This window comes from Kitasatospora sp. NPDC058965 (assembly GCF_042741245.1).
Classification (GTDB): domain Bacteria; phylum Actinomycetota; class Actinomycetes; order Streptomycetales; family Streptomycetaceae; genus Kitasatospora.
Genome location: NZ_JBHYKG010000076.1, coordinates 1 through 17,673, shown reverse-complemented (window position 1 = coordinate 17,673; position 17,673 = coordinate 1). Strand labels below are relative to the sequence as shown.

Genomic DNA, 17,673 nt, shown 5'->3' with positions numbered 1-17,673 from the left:
GTGCCCCATCACCGGGGTCAGGGCAGCATGAACTCCACGCAGCCGGTGTCCAAGCTGTAGTACGCGCCCACGACCCGCACCGTGTGCTCGGCGACGAGCGGGGCGAGCACCGGGTCCCGGCGCAGCTGGTCGGCAGTGAGGCGGATCTGGGCGCGGACGGTGTTCTCGACCTGGTCGCCGGGCAGCGGGCGGGCCGCCCGGTAGGCAGGTGTCAGCGCTTCGACGACGTCGACCAAGTGCGCCGGGACCTCCGAGCCGTTGTTGAGCGCGTCTACGGCGAGGGTGACCGCGCCGCAGCGCTGATGGCCCATCACCACGACCAGGGGGGTGACCGCTTCCTCGGCCCCGTACTCGACGGCGCCCTGGATCAGCCCGTCGTTGGTCTGGGCCGCGGTCCGGACGACGAACAGGTCCCCGACACCGCGGTCGAAGACGATCTCGGGCGGCACCCGGGAGTCGATGCAGGAGAAGACGGTCGCGAGCGGATGCTGCCCCGCGGCCACCGCCATGCGGCGCGCGACGGTCTGGTGCGGATGCAGGAGCCGGCCGCTGACCCAGCGCTCGTTGCCTTCGGCCAGCCACTCCAAAGCCTCGTCCGGCCCGGGCGTGGCCGCGTCGGAGACCGCATTCGGGGCCTCGTCCGGTGCCTCGTCCGGTGCCGCGTTCGGGGCCGGTGGCTGTGCCGGATCGGCGGTGCCGCTCTGCTGCGCCGCCGCCCGCGAGGTGCCGAGCAGGGGCACACCGGCGAGCGCCGCCGCGCCGCCGAGGAGGAGGCGGCGCCGGGCGGTGGTGCGCCGGGTGTCCGCCTGCGCGGGGCCGGCTGCTGTCGGATCGTGCATCGGGTTCTCGGCTCCCTCGACGTCGGTCGGTGGGCGGTCTGGGCGGTCGGTGGCGAGCACCGCTGGAACGAGGGAGCCCGCGCGTGCCCACGCCTCACCACGAGTGTGGGGGCCCAGCAGCCCGACGCCCTCCGCCACACCGCGCACGCCCGCAACGGTGGCTCCGGAACACCCGGTCGGGTGCAACCGACGGCCGTTCGACCGACGGGCCCGGGGCCGGGTTCCTGCACTGTTCCGGTCCCCGGAACGCCCCCCACGGGCAGGCCCCAGCGGGGGAGCCGGAAAGATGTGGCGCATGGATCTGGGTGTGTACAGCGTGCTGGTCCTGCCCCGTGAAGCGGCGGCCCGCCAGGTCGCTCGGGAGCTGTCGGACGCGGGTCACCGCTCCGTGGCCGTGCGGGCGAACCCGGGCGGGACGCTGTGGCACGTCGCCTCGGTCGCGGTCTACCCGGCGCCCCAGGACGGGCCGGGGCACCTGGTCCCGTTCGTGCTGCACCAGAAGCGCGGGCTCGCGGCGCTGGCCCGTACCCGGGGCGGTGCCCTGCTCACGCACGTCTACAGTCCGGCCGGTGGCGTACCCGGGTGCTCCCGCGACGGGCTCGTGCACGAGGACGCGACGGCCCGGATCACGGTTCCCGACCCGATGCCGGGCCTGCGGCCGCGGCCACCCGCCGCCCCGCGCTGGGAGGGGCTGGAGTTCGGGGACCCGGGCACGGAGATCGGCGAGGCGGTCGCCGTCGCGAAGCGGATGTACGGGACCCGGGCGACCGCGCCGGACCTGGTCGCGTTCCTGCTGGACGACGCGTACGCCGAGGAGATCGACGAACCCGGCGAGGACACCCGCGAGTTCCTGGCGGACCTGGTGCGGTCGGCCCACCAGATGCCCACCCGGGACGCCGGCGCCGTGCTGATCATCCCCTACCTGGCCGAACTCGCCCGCTCGCGGACCCTGTCACCGGCGGCCCGGACGAGCCTGCTCCAGGTGCTGCTCGTCTTCGCCGCGGAAGTCGACGCCTCGACCGCCGAGTTCGCCGACTGGCGGGCCATGGGCGGCGACGTCGACCTGCGGCGGGCGACGGCCCTGCGGGACGCGGCCGTGGCGGAGATCCCCGGGCTCGTCCCGCTGTGGGACCGCGAGAGCGACGCCGCCCGCCTCGTCCTCACGTCACTCGCCACCTTCAGCCCGGCCCGGACCGCGCCCCTCGTCCTTCCCCGCCTCCCCGACCTACCGGCGCCCCGCGCCACCGACCGCGCCGACGCCCTCGCCCTGGCAGCCGCCCTGCTCACCGAGGACAGCGACGCCCTGGACCAGGCGATGCGTCAGCTCGCCGCCTGGGACGACAAGCTCGCCGGCCACCTGGAGAGCCCGCACACCCCCCGCCCCGAAGCCGCCCGCGCAGCCCTGGCCGCGTACGTCGAGCGGGACCTGCCCGACGCGGTGAAGCTTCCGTAGCGGGCGCCGGCGACGGGCGGGGCGCGGGAGGGTATGCGCGTGAGGGTGGTCGGAGGCCGGCATCCGCTCCACGAGGTGTGCCCACCGCCCCGGGCGGGTGCCACGCGAATCCAGCTGCAACCCCCGGCCGGGTCGGCGACGATTGGCCGATGACCACGAAACCGGACCTTCTCCACCTGAGCATCGTGTGCCCACCGCCCGAGGAGGGCGGTGTGGCGGTCCGCCCGATCGTCAATGGCCGGGATCTGCTGGCCGAGGTGGTTCCCGGTGGCGTGGGAGGCTCCCGCTACGCGGGCAACCCCGGTCCGGCCGGCGCCGCTCGGGCTCACTCGTAGACGCGGGCCGCGCCGAGCTGCCTGGCCACAGAGGCCCAGGTCACGGGTTCGAGGGGTGGGACGCCCGGGAACGCCGCGGGCCGGCCGAGTCCGGCACCGAGCCACGCCTCCCACGCCTCCAGGAACTGGGCCATCGATCCGCTCGCCCAGCCGCCGCCGTCACCGGCCCACAGCCCCTGGGCCCGCCTGTCTGCCGTCCAGGCGCGATCCCGAGCGAAATCGGCCGCAAGGGCCCGCAGCAGGACTCGTAGCTCCCCGGGCGAAGCGACCGACTGCGGATCACCCGGGGGAGCGGGATCGGCGCGCCCGGCCGACGGGGCATCCAGTGCCCCGAGCACCTGGTCCGCCAGGCCCGCCCAACCGGGCTCCGAGCCCTGGTCGGGAAGGGTGCCGGCCCAGCGGAGCAGGATGTCGTCGACCTCCGGCGCATCGGTGCCGAGGCCCTCGAACCGGACGACGAGGCGCCGCAGCAGGGCTCGGAAGTCGTCGCCGGTCTGCACGTTGTTCGTCACCGCGCGAGAGTAGGGTTCTGGGGCCGAGCCCGTCGACCGGACAGCAGGGCGCGCGGGAGTCGACCCGGGTCGAGCCCATCCCGAACCGGTGGGCGGGTCGGTCCTATGGCGCGATCTCGAAGTCCGGCGGTTGGAGGCACGCGAGGCATGTCGTGTCGGGCGCGGTCGGGGTGTTGAAGAACGAGCGGGTGATCGCCTGCGCGCACGGGGAGTCGGCGAAGACGACGTGGGCGACGTAGGGGACCGTGACCGCGGTGGACCGGCTCAGCGTGCGGGCGACGTAGGGACCGTTGCTCGGGGCGGTCTGGGCGTCGAAGCCGCCCGACAGGACGAGGGTCGGGATGTCGCTGTGCGTCACGTCGCGGATCGAGTGCGGTGCGGCGGGAACGTCCCAGGCGCGGCAGTCGTCGTGGAGCCAGGTGAGCAGCGGGGCGTTGGCCAGCACGGAGTCGGGGAACGAGGGGAACTCGCGCCGCCCGGCCGCGATCACGTCCGCCTCGCTCTCGAACGGTGTCCATTCGCTGCAGAAGACGCCGAAGGCGAGCCCGTGGGAGGTCCTCCCGACGGCTGCCGGACTGAGTTTGCCGCCCGCCCACTGTTCCGCGATGCGCTGCGGGTTCCCGTGGGCCAGCTCGTCGATGGAGCGGGGCACGCCGGGCGCCAGGTGGCTGGCGAAGGTCAGCCAGTTCAGCAGGACGCCGCCGTCCAGGGTGACCTCCACCGGCTCCGGGTGGTCCGGGACGGTGACGGTGGTGGTGACCGGGTGGGCTTCGAGCTCACTGACGAGGCGTTCGAAGGTGGCCTTCAGGTCCGGGTAGCGCGTGTGGCAGGCGGGCTGGTCGGCGCAGGCCTCGAAGATGCCGTCGAAGCCCTCCCGCGCGGCCTGCCAGGTGTTGGCGCCCCCGGCGAGCGAGGGAGGCTCGATGCCGTCGATGCCGACCGACCGGATGCCCGCGGGGTGCAGGCGCATGTAGAGCAGGGCCAGTTCGGTGCCGTAGGAGATGCCGAACACGTTCCACTGCTCGATGCACAGCGCTTCGCGCAGGTCCGCGTAGTCGGCGGCGCTCTCGGTGCTGTTGTAGGCGGAGAGGTCGGCCCCGCGGCCGGCCAGCTCGTCGCGGCAGGCCCGGGTCGCGTCGACGTGCAGGCGCCCGGTGGACGGCGCGCCGTAGACGAGACCGAGGGAGTCCGCGTTGAACTCGTCGATGTTCGGGCAGGTGAGCGCCGGGTCGGCCGAGTACGTGCCCCGCTGGGACATGAAGACGACGTCCCGGTCGTGGTTCAGCCCGCCGTTGAGGGCCAGGGGGATCTCGGAGACCGCGTCGTCACCGGGCCCGCCGGCGAACCACACGATCGGGTCGGGCGCCGGGTGCTCGGTGACGGCCGGGACGATCGCGACTCCCAGGGTGATCGTCCGTCCGTCGTGCCGTGAGCGGTTCTCGGGCACCGTGAGCGTTCCGCAGCGGGCCCGGTCCAGGTCGGGGATCGGGTCCGCCGTCCGCGGGCAGGGGCCCGGCTCGAAGCGGGCGTGCCCGGTCGTCCGGGCGACCGTGCCGAGGGGTGCGCCGGCGGCGGGCTCGGCCCGGGCGGGCGGCGTCGCGAGGCCGACGGTGACGAGCCCGGCCGTGACCACGGCCAGTGTGGTGCGCAGCCGTCGCGCGGAGCGGTGGCGGTGGGGCGGGTGAAGGAGCATCAGGCGGAGTCCGTTTCGGGGGTGATGGTGAAGGGGGCCGGGGCCAGGTCCGCCGCGCAGGCGGTGACCGGTGCGGTGGGGCGTTCGAGGAACGAGGCCAGGACGCTCTGCGCGCAGCACGACTGGGGAACGACCCAGTGACCGATCCCCGGGATCCGCACGACGGTCGAGCGGGACAGCGTCCGGGCCGCGTACTGGCCCCAGCTCGCCCCGGTCTTCGAGTCGAAGGTGCCGGAGACGACGAGCGACGGGACGTCGCTGACGGTGGTCACCCGCTGGAGGGAGGTGCGGTCCGGGACGTCCCAGACCCGGCACACGTCGTGCTGGAAGGGCAGCTGCGGCGCCTGGGCCAGGACGGCGTCCGGCCAGTCGGGGAAGTTCCGGCGTCCCGCCGCCAGCACGTCGGCCCGTGAGTAGCCCGGCGCCCACTCGCTGCAGGCCACCGACTCCTTCAACCCGGTGGCGAACTCGCCGATGACGGGCGTCGCGGCCGCGGCGCGGGCCCGCGCGAAGCGCTCCGGATTCCCGTGGGCGAGTTCGTCGAGTGCCGCCGGGAAGTCGACGAACGGGACGGCCTTGGCGACCAGCAGTTCCACCAGCGCGCCGCCGTCGAGGACGACCTTCACCGGGGTTCCGCCGGCCGGCGGCTGCGCCGTCACCGTCAGGGGGTGTTCCGCCAGCCGCCGGACCTGCTCCGTCAGCGTCCGTTCGAGGTCCGGGTAGCGGTCCCGGCAGGCGGGCTGGGCCCCGCACGCCGCGAAGACCGCGTCGATCCCCTCCCGGAAGCTGTCCCAGGCCCACGGCAGGTTCACCACCGGCGGGGGCGCGACCGAGTCGATCGCCAGCGAGCGGACCCCCTCGGGGTGCAGTCGCAGGTAGGTGAGGCCGAGGTCGGTGCCGTAGGAGTACCCGTAGACGTTCCACCGGTCGATGTCCAGCGCCTTGCGGAGGTCGGCGAAGTCCGCCGCGTTCTCGGTGGTGTTGTAGGCGCTCAGGTCGACCCCGTCGCCCGTGAGACGGTCCCGGCACTCCTGTGACGCCCGCACCCGGAGCCTTCCGGTCGACGGCGCGTCGACCGGCAGTCCCACGGCCTGCGCCTCGAACCGGTCCACCTCCGGGCAGGCGAGGTTCGGCTCCGAGTGGAGGGTGCCGCGCTGGGCCAGCACGATCAGGTCGTGGTCCCGGTTCACGCCCGCGCCGATCAGGAACGGGATGCTCCCGAACGCGTCGCCGCCCGGTCCCCCCTCCATGAACACCACCGGCTCCCCGGCCGGCGCCGCGGAGACGGCGGGGATGATCGCGACGGCCAGCCGGACGGTCCGGCCGCCGGGACGGGAACGGTTCTCGGGCACCTCCAGGACCCCGCACCGCCCGGGGACCGGCTCGGCGGTCTCCGGGCAGGCCCCGGGAACGAACCGCGCCGGCGCTCCTGACAGGGGCTCACGGATCGGCGGTGAAGCGGCGAAGCCCGGTGTCGGGACGATCGCCGTAAGGAGGGCGATCCCGGCCGCGGCGAGCGCCAGCCCGCTGGGCGCGCCCGCGGTGCGGCCCCGTGGGCGTCGGTGGCCCGCCTGCCTCCGTTGGGGCCCGGCGTGCCGGCCGTACCCGCTCTCCCTGCCGTACCCGCTGCCCCTGCCGTGCCCGCCGCCCCGGCTGTCCCCGTCGTCCCCGTGAGCGGGCGGTGCGCCGCTCGGACCGGTGCCCTGTTCCACCATCTGATCCCGACTTCCTGTGTTCCGGGCCGCCCGGTCGGGACGGCGCCACGCGGGTCCGCCCACCACGCCCACGGTTCGCATGGGCACCACCGGCGCCAGCCTGCCTGCGCGGGCAGGCGGCCACCACCTCACGGACTCCACACGGAGCAGCCGGCCGCCACCTCGCGGCCCGCCCCTGCCGGGTGACGGCGTGCCGTTGACCCGCGCCGGGCGGGCACGGGCATAGCGCCCGTCAGGAGCGCCGGACATCCCGGGCGGCGGCAGCCCCACGACCCTCGGGACAGGCCCGTGAGCACCCGTCAGCAACCACTACGACGGCCAGGGCCAGGCCCGCCGAGGAGCCGAAGGGCCGTGGCGCCGCACCGGGCGGGGCAGCCGGTTCGCCACAATGAGCGGGTGAGCGCACCGTACGCCGAAACCGCCCTGGAACCCCTGCGGGGCCCGTTGACGGGCTACTGCTACCGGATGCTCGGCGCCGCCGGCGAGGTCGACGACGCGGTGCAGGAGACGCTGCTGCGCGCCCACCGGAACCTGCCCCGCTACGACGCCGCCCGGGCCAGCCTGTCCACCTGGGTGCATGCCATCGCCACGAACGTCTGCCTCGACCTGCTGCGCGGCGCCAGGCGCCGAGCGCTGCCGTGGGACCTGGGCCCGGCGTCCACCACGGGCGAGTTGGGCGCCCCGCTGCCCGCCGCGCAGTGGGTCGAACCGCTGGCCGACTCGCGCCTGCAGCAGGTCGCCGACCCGTCCGAGCTCGCCGTGCGCCGCGAGTCCGTCCGGCTCGCCTTCGTCGCCGCCCTGCAGTGGCTCCCGCCCCGGCAGCGCGCGGTCCTGGTGCTGCGCGACGTCCTGGCGTTCAGCGCGGCGGAGACCGCGCAGATCCTGGAGTGCTCCGCTGCCGCCGCCAACAGCGCCCTCCAACGCGCCCGGGCCACCCTGGAGCAGCACCGGCCGGCGCCCGCGCAGGCCGCGGACCCGGACGACCCGGCGCAGCGGCAGCTGCTGCGCGACTACGTGGACGCGTTCGAGTCCCACGACGTGGACCGGCTGATCGGCCTCCTGGCGGACGACGTGCGCTTCGGCATGCCGCCGTTCCTGTGGTGGCTGCACGGCCCGCAGCGGGTCGGCGCGGCGATGGAGGCGGGCGCGGAGTACTGCGCCCACGACCGCATGGTGCCGGGGGACGTCGCGAGCGGCTGCCTGACCCTGGGCCAGTACCGGCCGGACCGGGACGGAGTGCTGCGGCCCTTCGCGGTGCTCCTGCTGGAAGTGCGCAGCGATCGGATCACCGAGATCGTCACCTACTTGGGCCGGGGCGAGCGGTTCGCCGAGTTCGGGCTGCCGCCGCAGCTGTGAACCACTTCCACGGCTGCCGATGAATTCGCGGCCTCCCGGTCGTAGGAGGAGTGACAGCACTCCTTCGACGGAAGCGACGGCACGGCCATGGCCCTCCGGCAGACCCACCCGCAGACCCAGATCCAGATCGAGACCGAGATCCGCACCGAGACCTACGCCGAGCGCGAGCGCCTCGGCGCGCTGCTCGCCGAGCTCGGCCCCGCGCAGTGGAACGCGCCGTCGCTGTGCGAGGGCTGGCGCGTGCGCGAGGTCGTCGCGCACATCACCCACCCGTTCCGGACCGGTCCGCTGCGCCTGATCGCGGGCCTGGCGATGGCCCGCTTCTCCATCAACCGCTACTGCGACACCGCCGCCCGCCGCGACGGTGCACGGATGACCGATGCGGAACTGCTGGCCGCCCTGCGCGACAACGTCCGCCACCCCTGGCAGCCCCCGGGCGGTGGCCAGGTCGGGGCACTGAGCCACGACGTGATCCACGGCCTGGACATCACCGAAGCACTCGGCCTGCCACCGGCCCCCGCCGACCGCATCGCCACCGTCCTCGCCCACTCCGACCGGCGCGGGCTCGCCTTCTTCGGCGTCGACCTCACCGGCGTCACGCTGCGCGCGACCGACGCCGACACCGAGTTCGGGACGGGCGAGCGCGTCCTGGCGTTGCCGGCCAAGGACCTCCTGCTGACCATCACCGGCCGCCGCCCGCTCCCCGCCCCCGACCGGCCGGCGCCCGAAGCCTGAGGACCTCTCGGACCGACCCGGGCCGCCGCCACCGGGCCGCCCCGGAAATCCCGCAGGCGGCCGAGGCGAGCGGCCCACCGTCGAACCCGAGCACACCGGACAAACCGGACACACCGGGCCCCGAGTGGCCACCGGCCCTGACCCGGCCTCAGCCCCGGTCGCAGTGCCGCTCGGCTTCGGTTCTTGACACCCCGGCCAGGCAGACTGCCCACCATGACAACGCCTGATCACGATGTCCCGACCTCCTGGCGCCGCGTCGGCACCTGGCTCACAGCGCACACCCGACGCGGCCCGGCGAGACCGGCGTCGGATGCCGCCCGCCTGGACGCGTTCGAGGCAGATCTCGGCCTGCCCGTACCTGCTGACCTGCGGGCCTGGTGGCTGCTGCCCGACGTCGCCGCGAGCTACTGGATTCCGGACGCGTTCGCCCCGGTCCCACTGGACGAGGCCCTGGAGAACCGCGAGATCTGGCTACTGGTCGCAGCGCAGGAAGGCGATTCGTTCGACGAGAACGGCCGACCCGAGAGCCGCTACCAGCGGGAGTTCATGCCGATCGCGTCGAGCCCCGGTGGCGACGCACTGATCGTCGACCTGCGCCCCGGTGACACCCACGGCGCGGTGCTCCTCTGGGACCACGAGACGTGGGTCCTGGACGTTCCCCGGTGGGCGTCGGTGGCGTCGATGCTCCAGGACATCACCCACGCGCTGGAGGCGAGGACGCCGGTACTGCTGGGCCACGCAGCCCTCGGCGGCTCCCAGGCACCCAGCACCGCCGTGATCGACGAGGCGCTCGACCTCACCTGGCAACCCGTCACGCCGAACCGCTGATCAGAACCGTTCCGGCCGGCGCTGGACCACCTGTGATCGCGGTGGCGGGGAGGCCTGTCCAGGGCTGTCCGGCAGCGGGCGGGGGTTCGACTGGTGGCGCGTCACATTTTCGGTGGGCTGGGAGGTTGTTCAGGTATGGATCAATCATCGGGTGGTGCGGACTCGGGGGCCGGTGGCCGGTCGCCGGAGTTCGCAGACTTCGCGGAGTTCGTCGCTTCGCGTGGGCGGCAGTTGCTGAGGACTGCGTTCTTGTTGACCGGGGGTGACTCGTATCTCGCGGAGGACCTGGTCCAGGAGGCGCTGGGTCGGATCTTCGTGAAGTGGCACCGGATCGGGCGGATGGAGAACCCGAGCGGGTACGCCCAGACCGTTCTGGTGAACACGTTCCTGTCCCATCGCAAGCGCCGCAGTTCGTCGGAGCGGGCCGTCGCCGAGTTTCCCGACGTCGCGGTCGACGATCCGGATCCGGCGCTGCGGCTGACCCTGCTGCGCGCGCTGGGCGAGCTGTCGGCGAAGGACCGTGCCGTGCTGGTGCTGCGGTTCTGGGAGGACCGCAGCATCGAGGCGACGGCGGCCGCGCTGCGCCTGAGTTCTGCCGCTGTGCGAACGCGCAGCAGGCGAGCGCTGGCCCGGCTGCGGGTGGTGCTGGCCGAGGATTTCGACGCTGCCGTGGGTCGGGCTCCCGACTGCGGCCCCTCCACCCCGAAGGCGGTGCTGAACGATGTCCACTGACCAGGACTTCGAGGACGGGTTCGCGGACCTGGCCCGTGCCCTGCGCGGGGCGGCCGAGTTGGCGCCGGAGCTGAACGGCCCGGCCCTGACGGTCGGCGCCCAGCGTTACGGCCGGCGTCGGCGTCGGCGTCGGCGTGCCGTGGTGGCGAGCGGTCTCGCGGTGCTCGTGCTCGCCGGGGCGGGCGGTGTCGTGGCGGCCGGCCGCGGCGGCGCGCTGCGACTCGGCGATCCGGCCGCGCGCGTCTCGCCGATGCCGGTGCCGATGACGGGTCAGGAACTGCTCTCCCTCGTGACGGGGCTGCTCCCGCCGGGGAAGGTGTCGCTTCTCGGGGGCGGTGCGTCGGGCGAGGGCACGTCGGCCGGCGCGGCGCACACGACGGGCGGCACGGTGATGTTCGACGACGGCGCCGGGGCGAGCGTCGTCGAGTTCTCGGCGGAGTGGACGGGCCTGGCGCCCGGGGCGGCCGCCGTCTGCATGGACGGCTTCACCATGCCGCAGGACTCCTGCGACCGCACCGTGCAGGCGGACGGTTCGGTCCTGGTGATCGACAAGCTGCGCTCCGAGCACACGTCCGGGGGCCGGGAGTGGCGGGCCACCTGGGCGGGGGCGGACGGGCGCCGGGTGCAGGTGATCGAGTTCAACGGGCAGCCGGCCGCGACGGACCGGGCGGACCCGCCGCTGGGACCGCAGCAGCTCACGGCGCTCGTGACGGCCGCGGCGTGGGAGCGGGTCTTCGCGTCGCTGGTGCCCGTGAAGAAGGCCCCCGCCCCGTCGGCGCCGGCAACGACGGCCGGACCGGGGAAGGCCAGGCTGCTCTCCGGGCTCACGGCACTGCTGCCCGCCGGGAGTACGTCCTCGGTTCCGGCCGGCTCGGACCAGGCGGTGCTCGCGGTGACGCTGGACGGGCGGAGCAGCATGGTCCTCGCCGACGTGCAGCCGGCCTCGGACAGGGGCAGGCAGGACGCGCAGGAGGCCCGCACCGGCCGCACCACTCCGCTGGAGGTGCGCGAGAGCCTGCCCGACGGCACTCTCGTGGTGACCAACAGCTTCGGCAACGGCAAAACGGCCACCAACCCGGTCCTGCACTGGACGGTCGACGTGTACCGCCCCGACGGTTTCCGGGTATCGCTGTCCGAGTGGAACGGCGAGAACGCCTACACGGCCCGGCCCGGCACCCCGGCCCTCAGCCCGGACCAGCTGAAAACCATCGCCCTCGACCCCGCCTGGCGCTCCTGAGAGCGGCCCCGCCCGATGCTGCCCGGGACCGTGCGGACGGCGGTCCCGGGCAGCCCGGGTTCGGCCGGGCGGTCACCGGGCGGCGACGCGGTCGGCTGCACGTCAGGTGGACAGCGCGCGCACCGGTGTGGGTCGAGCCGCGACGGGGTGAACGACGTCCTCTCCCAGTGGAGTTGACTTCGTGAATGCCGCTCTCCGCACCACGCGAACGGACGGCGTTGCTGCCCGGACCGGATGCGGACGGCACACTTGGCCTTGCGCAGGGGGAGCGCGGCACAGGCGGCCCGGCCACCTGGGTGGCCCGTACGAGGGGGACTTGACCATGCCCTACGACTCCACGCCGGACACGCTCCGGCACAGCCTGCGAGTCGCCGAGCTGCTGGGCGAGCCGATCAAGGAGTTGCTCGACCGGTCGGTCCGGCACGACCTGAGCAAGACCCGCGAGCCGGAGCGGGCCGTCTACGACGAGGTCGTGCCGCAGCTGCGCGCCACGCCGTACGGCAGCGCGGAGTACCGGGCGCTGGTCGACGCGATGGGCGAGGGGCTGGCCCACCACTACGCCCACAACCGTCATCACCCGGAGCACTTCGCCGACGGGATCGACGGCATGACCCTGATCGACCTGCTGGAGATGCTGGCGGACTGGCGGGCCGCCACCGAGCGCACCCCGCACGGAGGCTTCGCCGACAGCCTGACGATCAACCAGGAACGGTTCGGCGTCGCACCACAGTTGATGAACGTTCTGACGAACACCGCGCGCCACTTCGGGTGGCTGGCCGCGGAGCCGGACGGCACCGCAGCGCCATGACGCGGTGCGGTCCCCGTCGCCCGTTGCCCGCCGCCGTCGCTCAGCGGCCGGCGCGCCGGCGCGCCGGTACTGAACAGCGCCAACACCGCGGGCCCTCGACCGTCGCGTCGCCCCGCTGAACCGGTGTCGAGCATTCGCCTCCGACGCGAATAGCTGGCCGGCCCCGCCCGTGCTCCGGTGGACTGTCGCCGGGCGCCGACCAGGGCCCGCACGAAGAAGTACTGCGAGCAGAACTCCCCGACCGACCTGAGGAATTCGCCTGCCGAATCCCCGCGGCCGGACATGGTCCTGCTCCGACGACGGAGGAATACACGTGAGCATTCGACGCACGATGGGGGTGGCCGTCTCGGCAGCCGCCCTGTGCGGGGTCGCCTTCGGGGCGACTCCGGCGTCCGCCAACACCAACAGCCTGGGAATTCCCGGGGGTGACACGCTGCAGGCCACGCTGAACTTCGGCGGCATCACCTGGAGCGACTGCTTCGACTGGAACTCCAGCGCGTACCTGGCCGGGTCGAACCCCCTCAAGGCCGACTCGATCACCAACCACACGCACTTCGACACCTACGGCATGTGGGGTCACAGCATCACCACCCTCGGCCAGTCCGGCGCTTCGGTCAACGTGGACCAGACGTTCGCCAACAGCTGGGCGTCCAACCTCAGCAGCAACGCCTGCACCAGCGTGACGACCACCTACACGTCCGGTCAGACGAGCGCCACGGCGACCGTCTGGGGACAGGTGTACTCGGTCTCCACGAGCGTCGGCTGACGATCAGCCCGAAGGTTCCGGACTGACTGAACGTCCCGGGTCGCCGTCGCCACCGGCGGAAGCGGCCCGGGACGCTCTTCCTTCGAAGGATTCGACCATGCAGTCAATCACCAAGGGCAGGGCCTTCCGTCGGACTGCCGTCGGTGCCCTGGCCGGAGCCGTCCTGCTGTCGGTCTGCGCCGTGGCCGCGTCCACGGGACCGCGAAGCCCCCGCAGCGCGTCGGCACGGACCGGGTTCAGTCGCGAGCTCTCCTCGCTCCTCGGGACGAACGGTCTGTACGCGTCGCCGAACGCGGTGGCGGGCCCGGACGTGGTGGACCTGCAGAGCACCGCGTTCGACCTGCTGACGCTGAGCGCCGTCGGGCACCCGAGGACGTTCCCGCCGGACCGCCTGCGCACCGCCCTGCTGACCGCCGCGGCCGACGGCGCCACCAAGGCGTTCAGCGTGACCGGAGCCTGGGACGCGGACGCCCTCCAGCGGTTCGAGGGCGTCCCCGGGACCGTCGACGTCGTCTCCTCCTACAACCCCGACGGCTACTTCGACAACCGGCCGACCGATCCCACCGACCTCGCCTCCAGACTGGCCACGACGGCGACCTCCCTCGGCCTGCTCGCGGACCACCGGGTCGACCTGCCCGACGACCGGAAGACCCGCCTCGCCGCCTGGATCGAGGCCCGGCTCCACGAGGTCGCGACGCCCGCCCAACTGTGCGACGCGCTGACCGGCCTGCACTTCCTGGGCGTGCGCGCCGCCCTGCCGCCGACGGCCGAGGCGATGTGGGAGAAGTGGATCGACGGCTTCGAACGCACGAGGTCCCTCGGCAACGACGGCGACCTGCTCGACCTGCACGGATCGGCCTGCGCGGCGGACCTGCTCGGAACACACCGCGACACCGGCCTCACCACGGCCTCCCGGCAGGTGGTCGGCCGCTATCTGGCGGCCCCGGAAACGGCCAGGGAGCGGTACTACCTGGCGCTGACGGCGAAGCTCGTCGGATTGGATCCGAGCGCGTTCGGCCGCCTGACCGAGGACTCCCTCGCAGACCTGGGGAGCGACGGAGTCTCCTACGGATCGTCGAGCCACCTCGGCACGATCACGTCGACCTACTGGATCTCGCAGATCGGTCAGCTGCTCGGCGACGACGCCTGGCGCACCGAGTTCCCGATGAAGGAAGCGGTGACCGCCGCCCGGCGCGCACCCCAGCCACCCGTCGTCGCGCGCGAACTCTCCCTCCTGGCGAAGCAGCTGGGCCTGGCAGCGATCCCACCGCCCAGCACGACGATGCCGACCGTCACCGCCGACACCGTGTCGGCCTGGGGCCGGCTCCAGGACCTTTCGGCGGCCCTCGGCCAGCCCACCGAACAGTTCACCTCGGCCCCCTGGCCCGCGGCGGACGCCGGCAGCCGGTACGCGGCCTGGATCGCCCTGGCCCACGTGGACGGAGACCTCCCCGCGGCATGGGCCACGCTGGTCGCAGACATTCCTGACACGCTCGCTCGGGAGGCCGCCACCTTGAGCCTGCCGGAAATCCTCGCGGCGCTGCGCGTGGCGGAACAGCGCGGGCTCGGTCCCTCGATCGACCGGGAAGCGATCAGCCGCAGGCTGGCGGAGCTGAAGGGGTGCCCGAGGTTCCCCGAGCTGTACCGGGCGGACTCCGGGTCCCCGACCTGTGATCTGGAGGCGACTTACGACGCGCTGCGCGCGCAGCGGCTCATGGCGGCCGGGACCGGTGCGCGCTGACCGATCGGGCCGCCCGTGGCCGGGGTCGGCAGGAGAGCCGGCGACCCCCGCGGGCTACGGCCGCAGCAGGTAGTCGTCCTGGAGCAGGGTCCGCCCGAGCGGCGCCGCGAGGTGGCGGACCCGACGCCCTTGGCGTTGCGTGGTGATCACCCCGGTCGTCCGCAGGGCGGCTGCGTGCGCGCTCGCGGTGGACGGGCTGACGCCCAGACGCGCCGCGAGTTCGGCCGTGCTGCACGGCTGCTGTCCGATGACGCGCAGCGCCCGGGCACGAGCCGGTCCGATCAGTTTGGCCAGCCGGTCCGGTGCGGCGTCCGTGCGGTCGGCGGGTGGGACGAGGGTGGGGTGCAGGAGCACGGGCGGTCGGTGGTCCGCGGTCAGGACGCCGAGGCTGTCCTGGACGAAGAAGTTCGGGTGCAGCTCGATCCCGCCCCCACCCAGGGCGAAGCTCCGGTCCGGGCCGGCCACCGAGCAGCGCAGGGCGCCGTCCGCCTGCCAGACCGCATGCGGGTGCAGGGTCTCCAGCACCGCGCCGATCCCTGCTTCCCCGACGGCCTGGGTGCGCTGGGCGATGTCGGCCTGCAGGGACTTGCTGATGGCGGGCCAGTCCGGGGCCAGGCACACCTGGAACAGCGTCCGCGCGGCGTCGACGATGCGGCGCAGTCGGCCCGTGTCGCCGTCACGGAGTTGCACGACGATGCGGGGCGGATCGGGCAGCAGGTCGTAGTCGGCCAGCGCCCGGTGCAGATCGGCCGCGCTGGTGGCCAGGATCGCGTCGAGCTCGTCCGCCAACCGCCGGTGCGGGCCGGCGACGGCGGTGATGAGGAAGTCCGGAAGGTTGGCCGGGTTGGCGTTGACGAGATCGAGCAGCGGCGCGACCGTGTGCGGCACGCGTCCGCGTACCCGGCGCCACCAGCGTGCGCGACGGGTACCGACACAGGCGTGGGCCTCGGCCACGGCCGTGACGACGTGATCCATCGGTGAGACGGCGAACCGCGTGCGCGCAAGATCCGGAACGTCGAAGGTGATGGTGAGCATGGTTCCCCGTGACCTGGCCTGTCTGTCCTCGCGATGTGGGACGCCGACCCGTCCGCCGGGCGGGCGGGCGGTGGAGCATCTCGGGCCATCCTGTGCAGCCGCAAAGGATCACGCCATGGTGAGTGATGGACGCCGACATGGTGTTCCGTTCCGCCAGGTCCGGGAAGTGGGCGGGCCGCCCGGCTGCGGAGGATCGTCTGTCTGCTGACGGCCGGTGAGCCGACGGCCGGTCAGTGCAGCGCGGCCAGGCCGCCGAGCGGGGTGGCGCGGCCCTTCACACGGTGAGGGCCATCGTGCGGCTGGGCGGGGTTGCACGGACGGCGGCCACCCGACGGCCCCGCTCCGCAGGACTGCACCGGCCCGCACGACTGCACCGGCCAGGCCGATGCTCCGCCGGCCCGGCCGCTGACCGGCAGCGCGCGCAGGCGGGCGTAGAGCCCGACGAAGGCGGGAAAGCGGTAGCGGCCGGGGGCGTGCTCCGTCAGCAGGTTGTGGTCGAGCAGCGAGTCGAGGAGGCGTTCGGCGGTGCGGCGGTCGACCCCGATCAGGCCGGCAGCGGTGCCCGCGTCGAAGTCCGTTCCCGCAACGGGCCCGAGCCGGCAGAAGAGCCGCTGCTCGGCCCGGGGCAGTGCGCGGTACGAGGAGTCGAGGACAGCGGTCAGGTCGCGGCCCTCGTCGCCGAACTGGGCGAGGCGGGTGTGCTCGTCACGCAACCGTTCGACGAGATCCGCCACCCGCAGCGCGCGGCGGTGGCGGAGCCTGGCCCCGACGATGCGGACGGCCAACGGCAACCCCGCGCACAGCGCGACGAGTTCACCGACCGCGGGACTCCCGGCCGGGATCCGCCCGGGACCCGCGACCTTGTGCAGCAACGCCGTCGCGTCGGCGGGGGCGAGGGTGCCCAGGGCCAGGGTGTGGGCGTCGTCCAGGCCGGTGAGCCGCCGGCGGCTGGTGACGATGACCAGGCAGCCGGGCGTCCCCGGCAGGAGCGGCCGGACCTGCGCGGTGCCGGCGGCATCGTCCAGAACGATCAGGGTGCGGGTGTCGGCGAGCCGGTCGCGGTAGAGCGAGGAGCGGGCGTCGAGACCGTCGGGTATCGCAGCCGGCGGAACGCCCAGGGCCCGCAGGGAGCGGGCCAGCGCGTCCTCGGCGGCCAGCGGTTCCGCGCCGACGGCACGGCCGTGCAGGTCGAGGAACAGTTGGCCGTCGGGAAAGTCCCGGCGCAGGCGATGGGCGGCGTGAACGGCCAGCGTCGACTTGCCGAGGCCGCCCATGCCGTCGATCGCCAGGATCGCCGACCCGCCGAAGTCACCTCCGGGGGACGACTCCCGGGCAGCCCCGAGCAACTCGTCGACCTCCGCGGCGCGGCCGGTGAACAGCGACGTGGCAGCGGGCAAGTGGCATGGGGATCCGCCGCGGCTCGAACCGGCCGGCCCGCCCGCGGTCGCTCCGGCTCCGGCTCCGTCGGTGTCGGTGTCGGTGTCGGCCGGGTCGGGGGAGCCCGGCAGGGCGGCCGCGGCCGCCACCAGCCCTTCGCGGCTCTTCGGGTCCAGCCCGAGGGCGTCGGCCAGCCAGGTCGCCGAGGACAACCGCGGCCGGCGGCGCCCGGTCTCCAGCACGCTGATCGAGTGGGTCGACATCCCGGACCGCTCCGCCAGGTCCGCCTGGGTCCAGCCGATCCGGAGCCGGTGTTCCCGCAGGAGCCCGCCGAAGTCCGTCACCGTCCGGGCCCTCCGGAGCCCCGATCCTGCTCGACCTGCCGTGACACCGTTCTCCCCTGCACCGCCGGGTCGTCCGCGACCCCGGACGGGCGGATCCGATTCCGATCAGTGGGCGCAGGCGCGGGCCGCACCTGCTCGCCGAGCGCCTCGCGGCGCGGGCGTGGACC

15 protein-coding genes are annotated in these 17,673 nt (G+C 73.9%); 9 read left to right on the top strand and 6 right to left on the bottom strand.

Translation table 11 applies throughout. From position 1 onward, the window contains the following. Positions 1-17: 17 nt before the first annotated feature. Positions 18-839 (bottom strand): carbonic anhydrase, encoded by an 822-nt coding sequence (locus tag ACFW1A_RS15460; protein ID WP_380409152.1) that lies wholly within the window; start codon positions 837-839, stop codon positions 18-20. 295 nt (positions 840-1,134) lie between these two features. Here ACFW1A_RS15460 and ACFW1A_RS15455 point away from each other — a divergent pair, with 295 nt between their 5' ends. Next, complete coding sequence (locus ACFW1A_RS15455; RefSeq protein ID WP_380409150.1) at positions 1,135-2,292, top strand: hypothetical protein; 1,158 nt, start codon at positions 1,135-1,137, stop codon at positions 2,290-2,292. A gap of 325 nt (positions 2,293-2,617) precedes the next feature. Here the strand turns inward: ACFW1A_RS15455 and ACFW1A_RS15450 are convergent, their stop codons facing one another. The 3 genes from ACFW1A_RS15450 to ACFW1A_RS15440 all read right to left on the bottom strand — a co-directional run bounded on the left by ACFW1A_RS15450 (position 2,618) and on the right by ACFW1A_RS15440 (position 6,184). Next, positions 2,618-3,139, bottom strand: coding sequence for a hypothetical protein (locus ACFW1A_RS15450; RefSeq protein ID WP_380409148.1), 522 nt, complete (start codon positions 3,137-3,139; stop codon positions 2,618-2,620). A 103-nt stretch (positions 3,140-3,242) separates the two neighbouring features. Continuing rightward, positions 3,243-4,832 (bottom strand): alpha/beta fold hydrolase, encoded by a 1,590-nt coding sequence (locus ACFW1A_RS15445; RefSeq protein ID WP_380409146.1) that lies wholly within the window; start codon positions 4,830-4,832, stop codon positions 3,243-3,245. Continuing rightward, a complete protein-coding gene (locus tag ACFW1A_RS15440) occupies positions 4,832-6,184 on the bottom strand; it encodes an alpha/beta fold hydrolase (RefSeq protein WP_380409144.1) in 1,353 nt (450 codons plus the stop codon). Before ACFW1A_RS15440 ends, ACFW1A_RS15445 begins: the two co-directional genes overlap by 1 nt. 759 nt (positions 6,185-6,943) lie before the next feature. Here ACFW1A_RS15440 and ACFW1A_RS15435 point away from each other — a divergent pair. From ACFW1A_RS15435 to ACFW1A_RS15400, 8 genes are all read left to right on the top strand, one after another. Continuing rightward, positions 6,944-7,903 (top strand): RNA polymerase subunit sigma-70, encoded by a 960-nt coding sequence (locus tag ACFW1A_RS15435; protein ID WP_380409142.1) that lies wholly within the window; start codon positions 6,944-6,946, stop codon positions 7,901-7,903. Between the two features lie 87 nt (positions 7,904-7,990). Next, the gene (locus tag ACFW1A_RS15430) at positions 7,991-8,638 is read left to right on the top strand and encodes a maleylpyruvate isomerase family mycothiol-dependent enzyme (RefSeq protein ID WP_380409140.1); all 648 of its coding nucleotides are present in this window, start codon (positions 7,991-7,993) and stop codon (positions 8,636-8,638) included. A 213-nt stretch (positions 8,639-8,851) separates the two neighbouring features. Further along, positions 8,852-9,466: an SMI1/KNR4 family protein gene (locus tag ACFW1A_RS15425; RefSeq protein ID WP_380409138.1), complete on the top strand. Its 615-nt coding sequence runs from the start codon at positions 8,852-8,854 to the stop codon at positions 9,464-9,466. A gap of 135 nt (positions 9,467-9,601) precedes the next feature. After that, entirely contained in the window at positions 9,602-10,198 is a 597-nt protein-coding gene (locus ACFW1A_RS15420) for a SigE family RNA polymerase sigma factor (RefSeq protein WP_380409136.1), read from the top strand. After that, positions 10,188-11,435 (top strand): hypothetical protein, encoded by a 1,248-nt coding sequence (locus ACFW1A_RS15415; protein ID WP_380409134.1) that lies wholly within the window; start codon positions 10,188-10,190, stop codon positions 11,433-11,435. Before ACFW1A_RS15420 ends, ACFW1A_RS15415 begins: the two co-directional genes overlap by 11 nt. A 322-nt stretch (positions 11,436-11,757) precedes the next feature. Beyond that, positions 11,758-12,243, top strand: a complete 486-nt coding sequence (locus ACFW1A_RS15410) for a DUF5662 family protein (protein WP_380409132.1) — start codon at positions 11,758-11,760, stop codon at positions 12,241-12,243. 313 nt (positions 12,244-12,556) lie between these two features. Then, positions 12,557-13,009 carry a hypothetical protein gene (locus tag ACFW1A_RS15405; RefSeq protein WP_380409130.1) on the top strand — a complete coding sequence of 151 codons (453 nt, stop codon included), beginning with the start codon at positions 12,557-12,559 and terminating at the stop codon, positions 13,007-13,009. Positions 13,010-13,106: 97 nt separating this feature from the next. Continuing rightward, complete coding sequence (locus ACFW1A_RS15400; protein WP_380409127.1) at positions 13,107-14,750, top strand: hypothetical protein; 1,644 nt, start codon at positions 13,107-13,109, stop codon at positions 14,748-14,750. 54 nt (positions 14,751-14,804) lie between these two features. Here ACFW1A_RS15400 and ACFW1A_RS15395 read toward each other — a convergent pair whose 3' ends face one another. Continuing rightward, complete coding sequence (locus tag ACFW1A_RS15395) at positions 14,805-15,638, bottom strand: ArsR/SmtB family transcription factor (RefSeq protein WP_380409125.1); 834 nt, start codon at positions 15,636-15,638, stop codon at positions 14,805-14,807. Between the two features lie 377 nt (positions 15,639-16,015). Continuing rightward, positions 16,016-17,506, bottom strand: coding sequence for a helix-turn-helix domain-containing protein (locus ACFW1A_RS15390; protein WP_380409123.1), 1,491 nt, complete (start codon positions 17,504-17,506; stop codon positions 16,016-16,018). Positions 17,507-17,673: the final 167 nt, after the last annotated feature.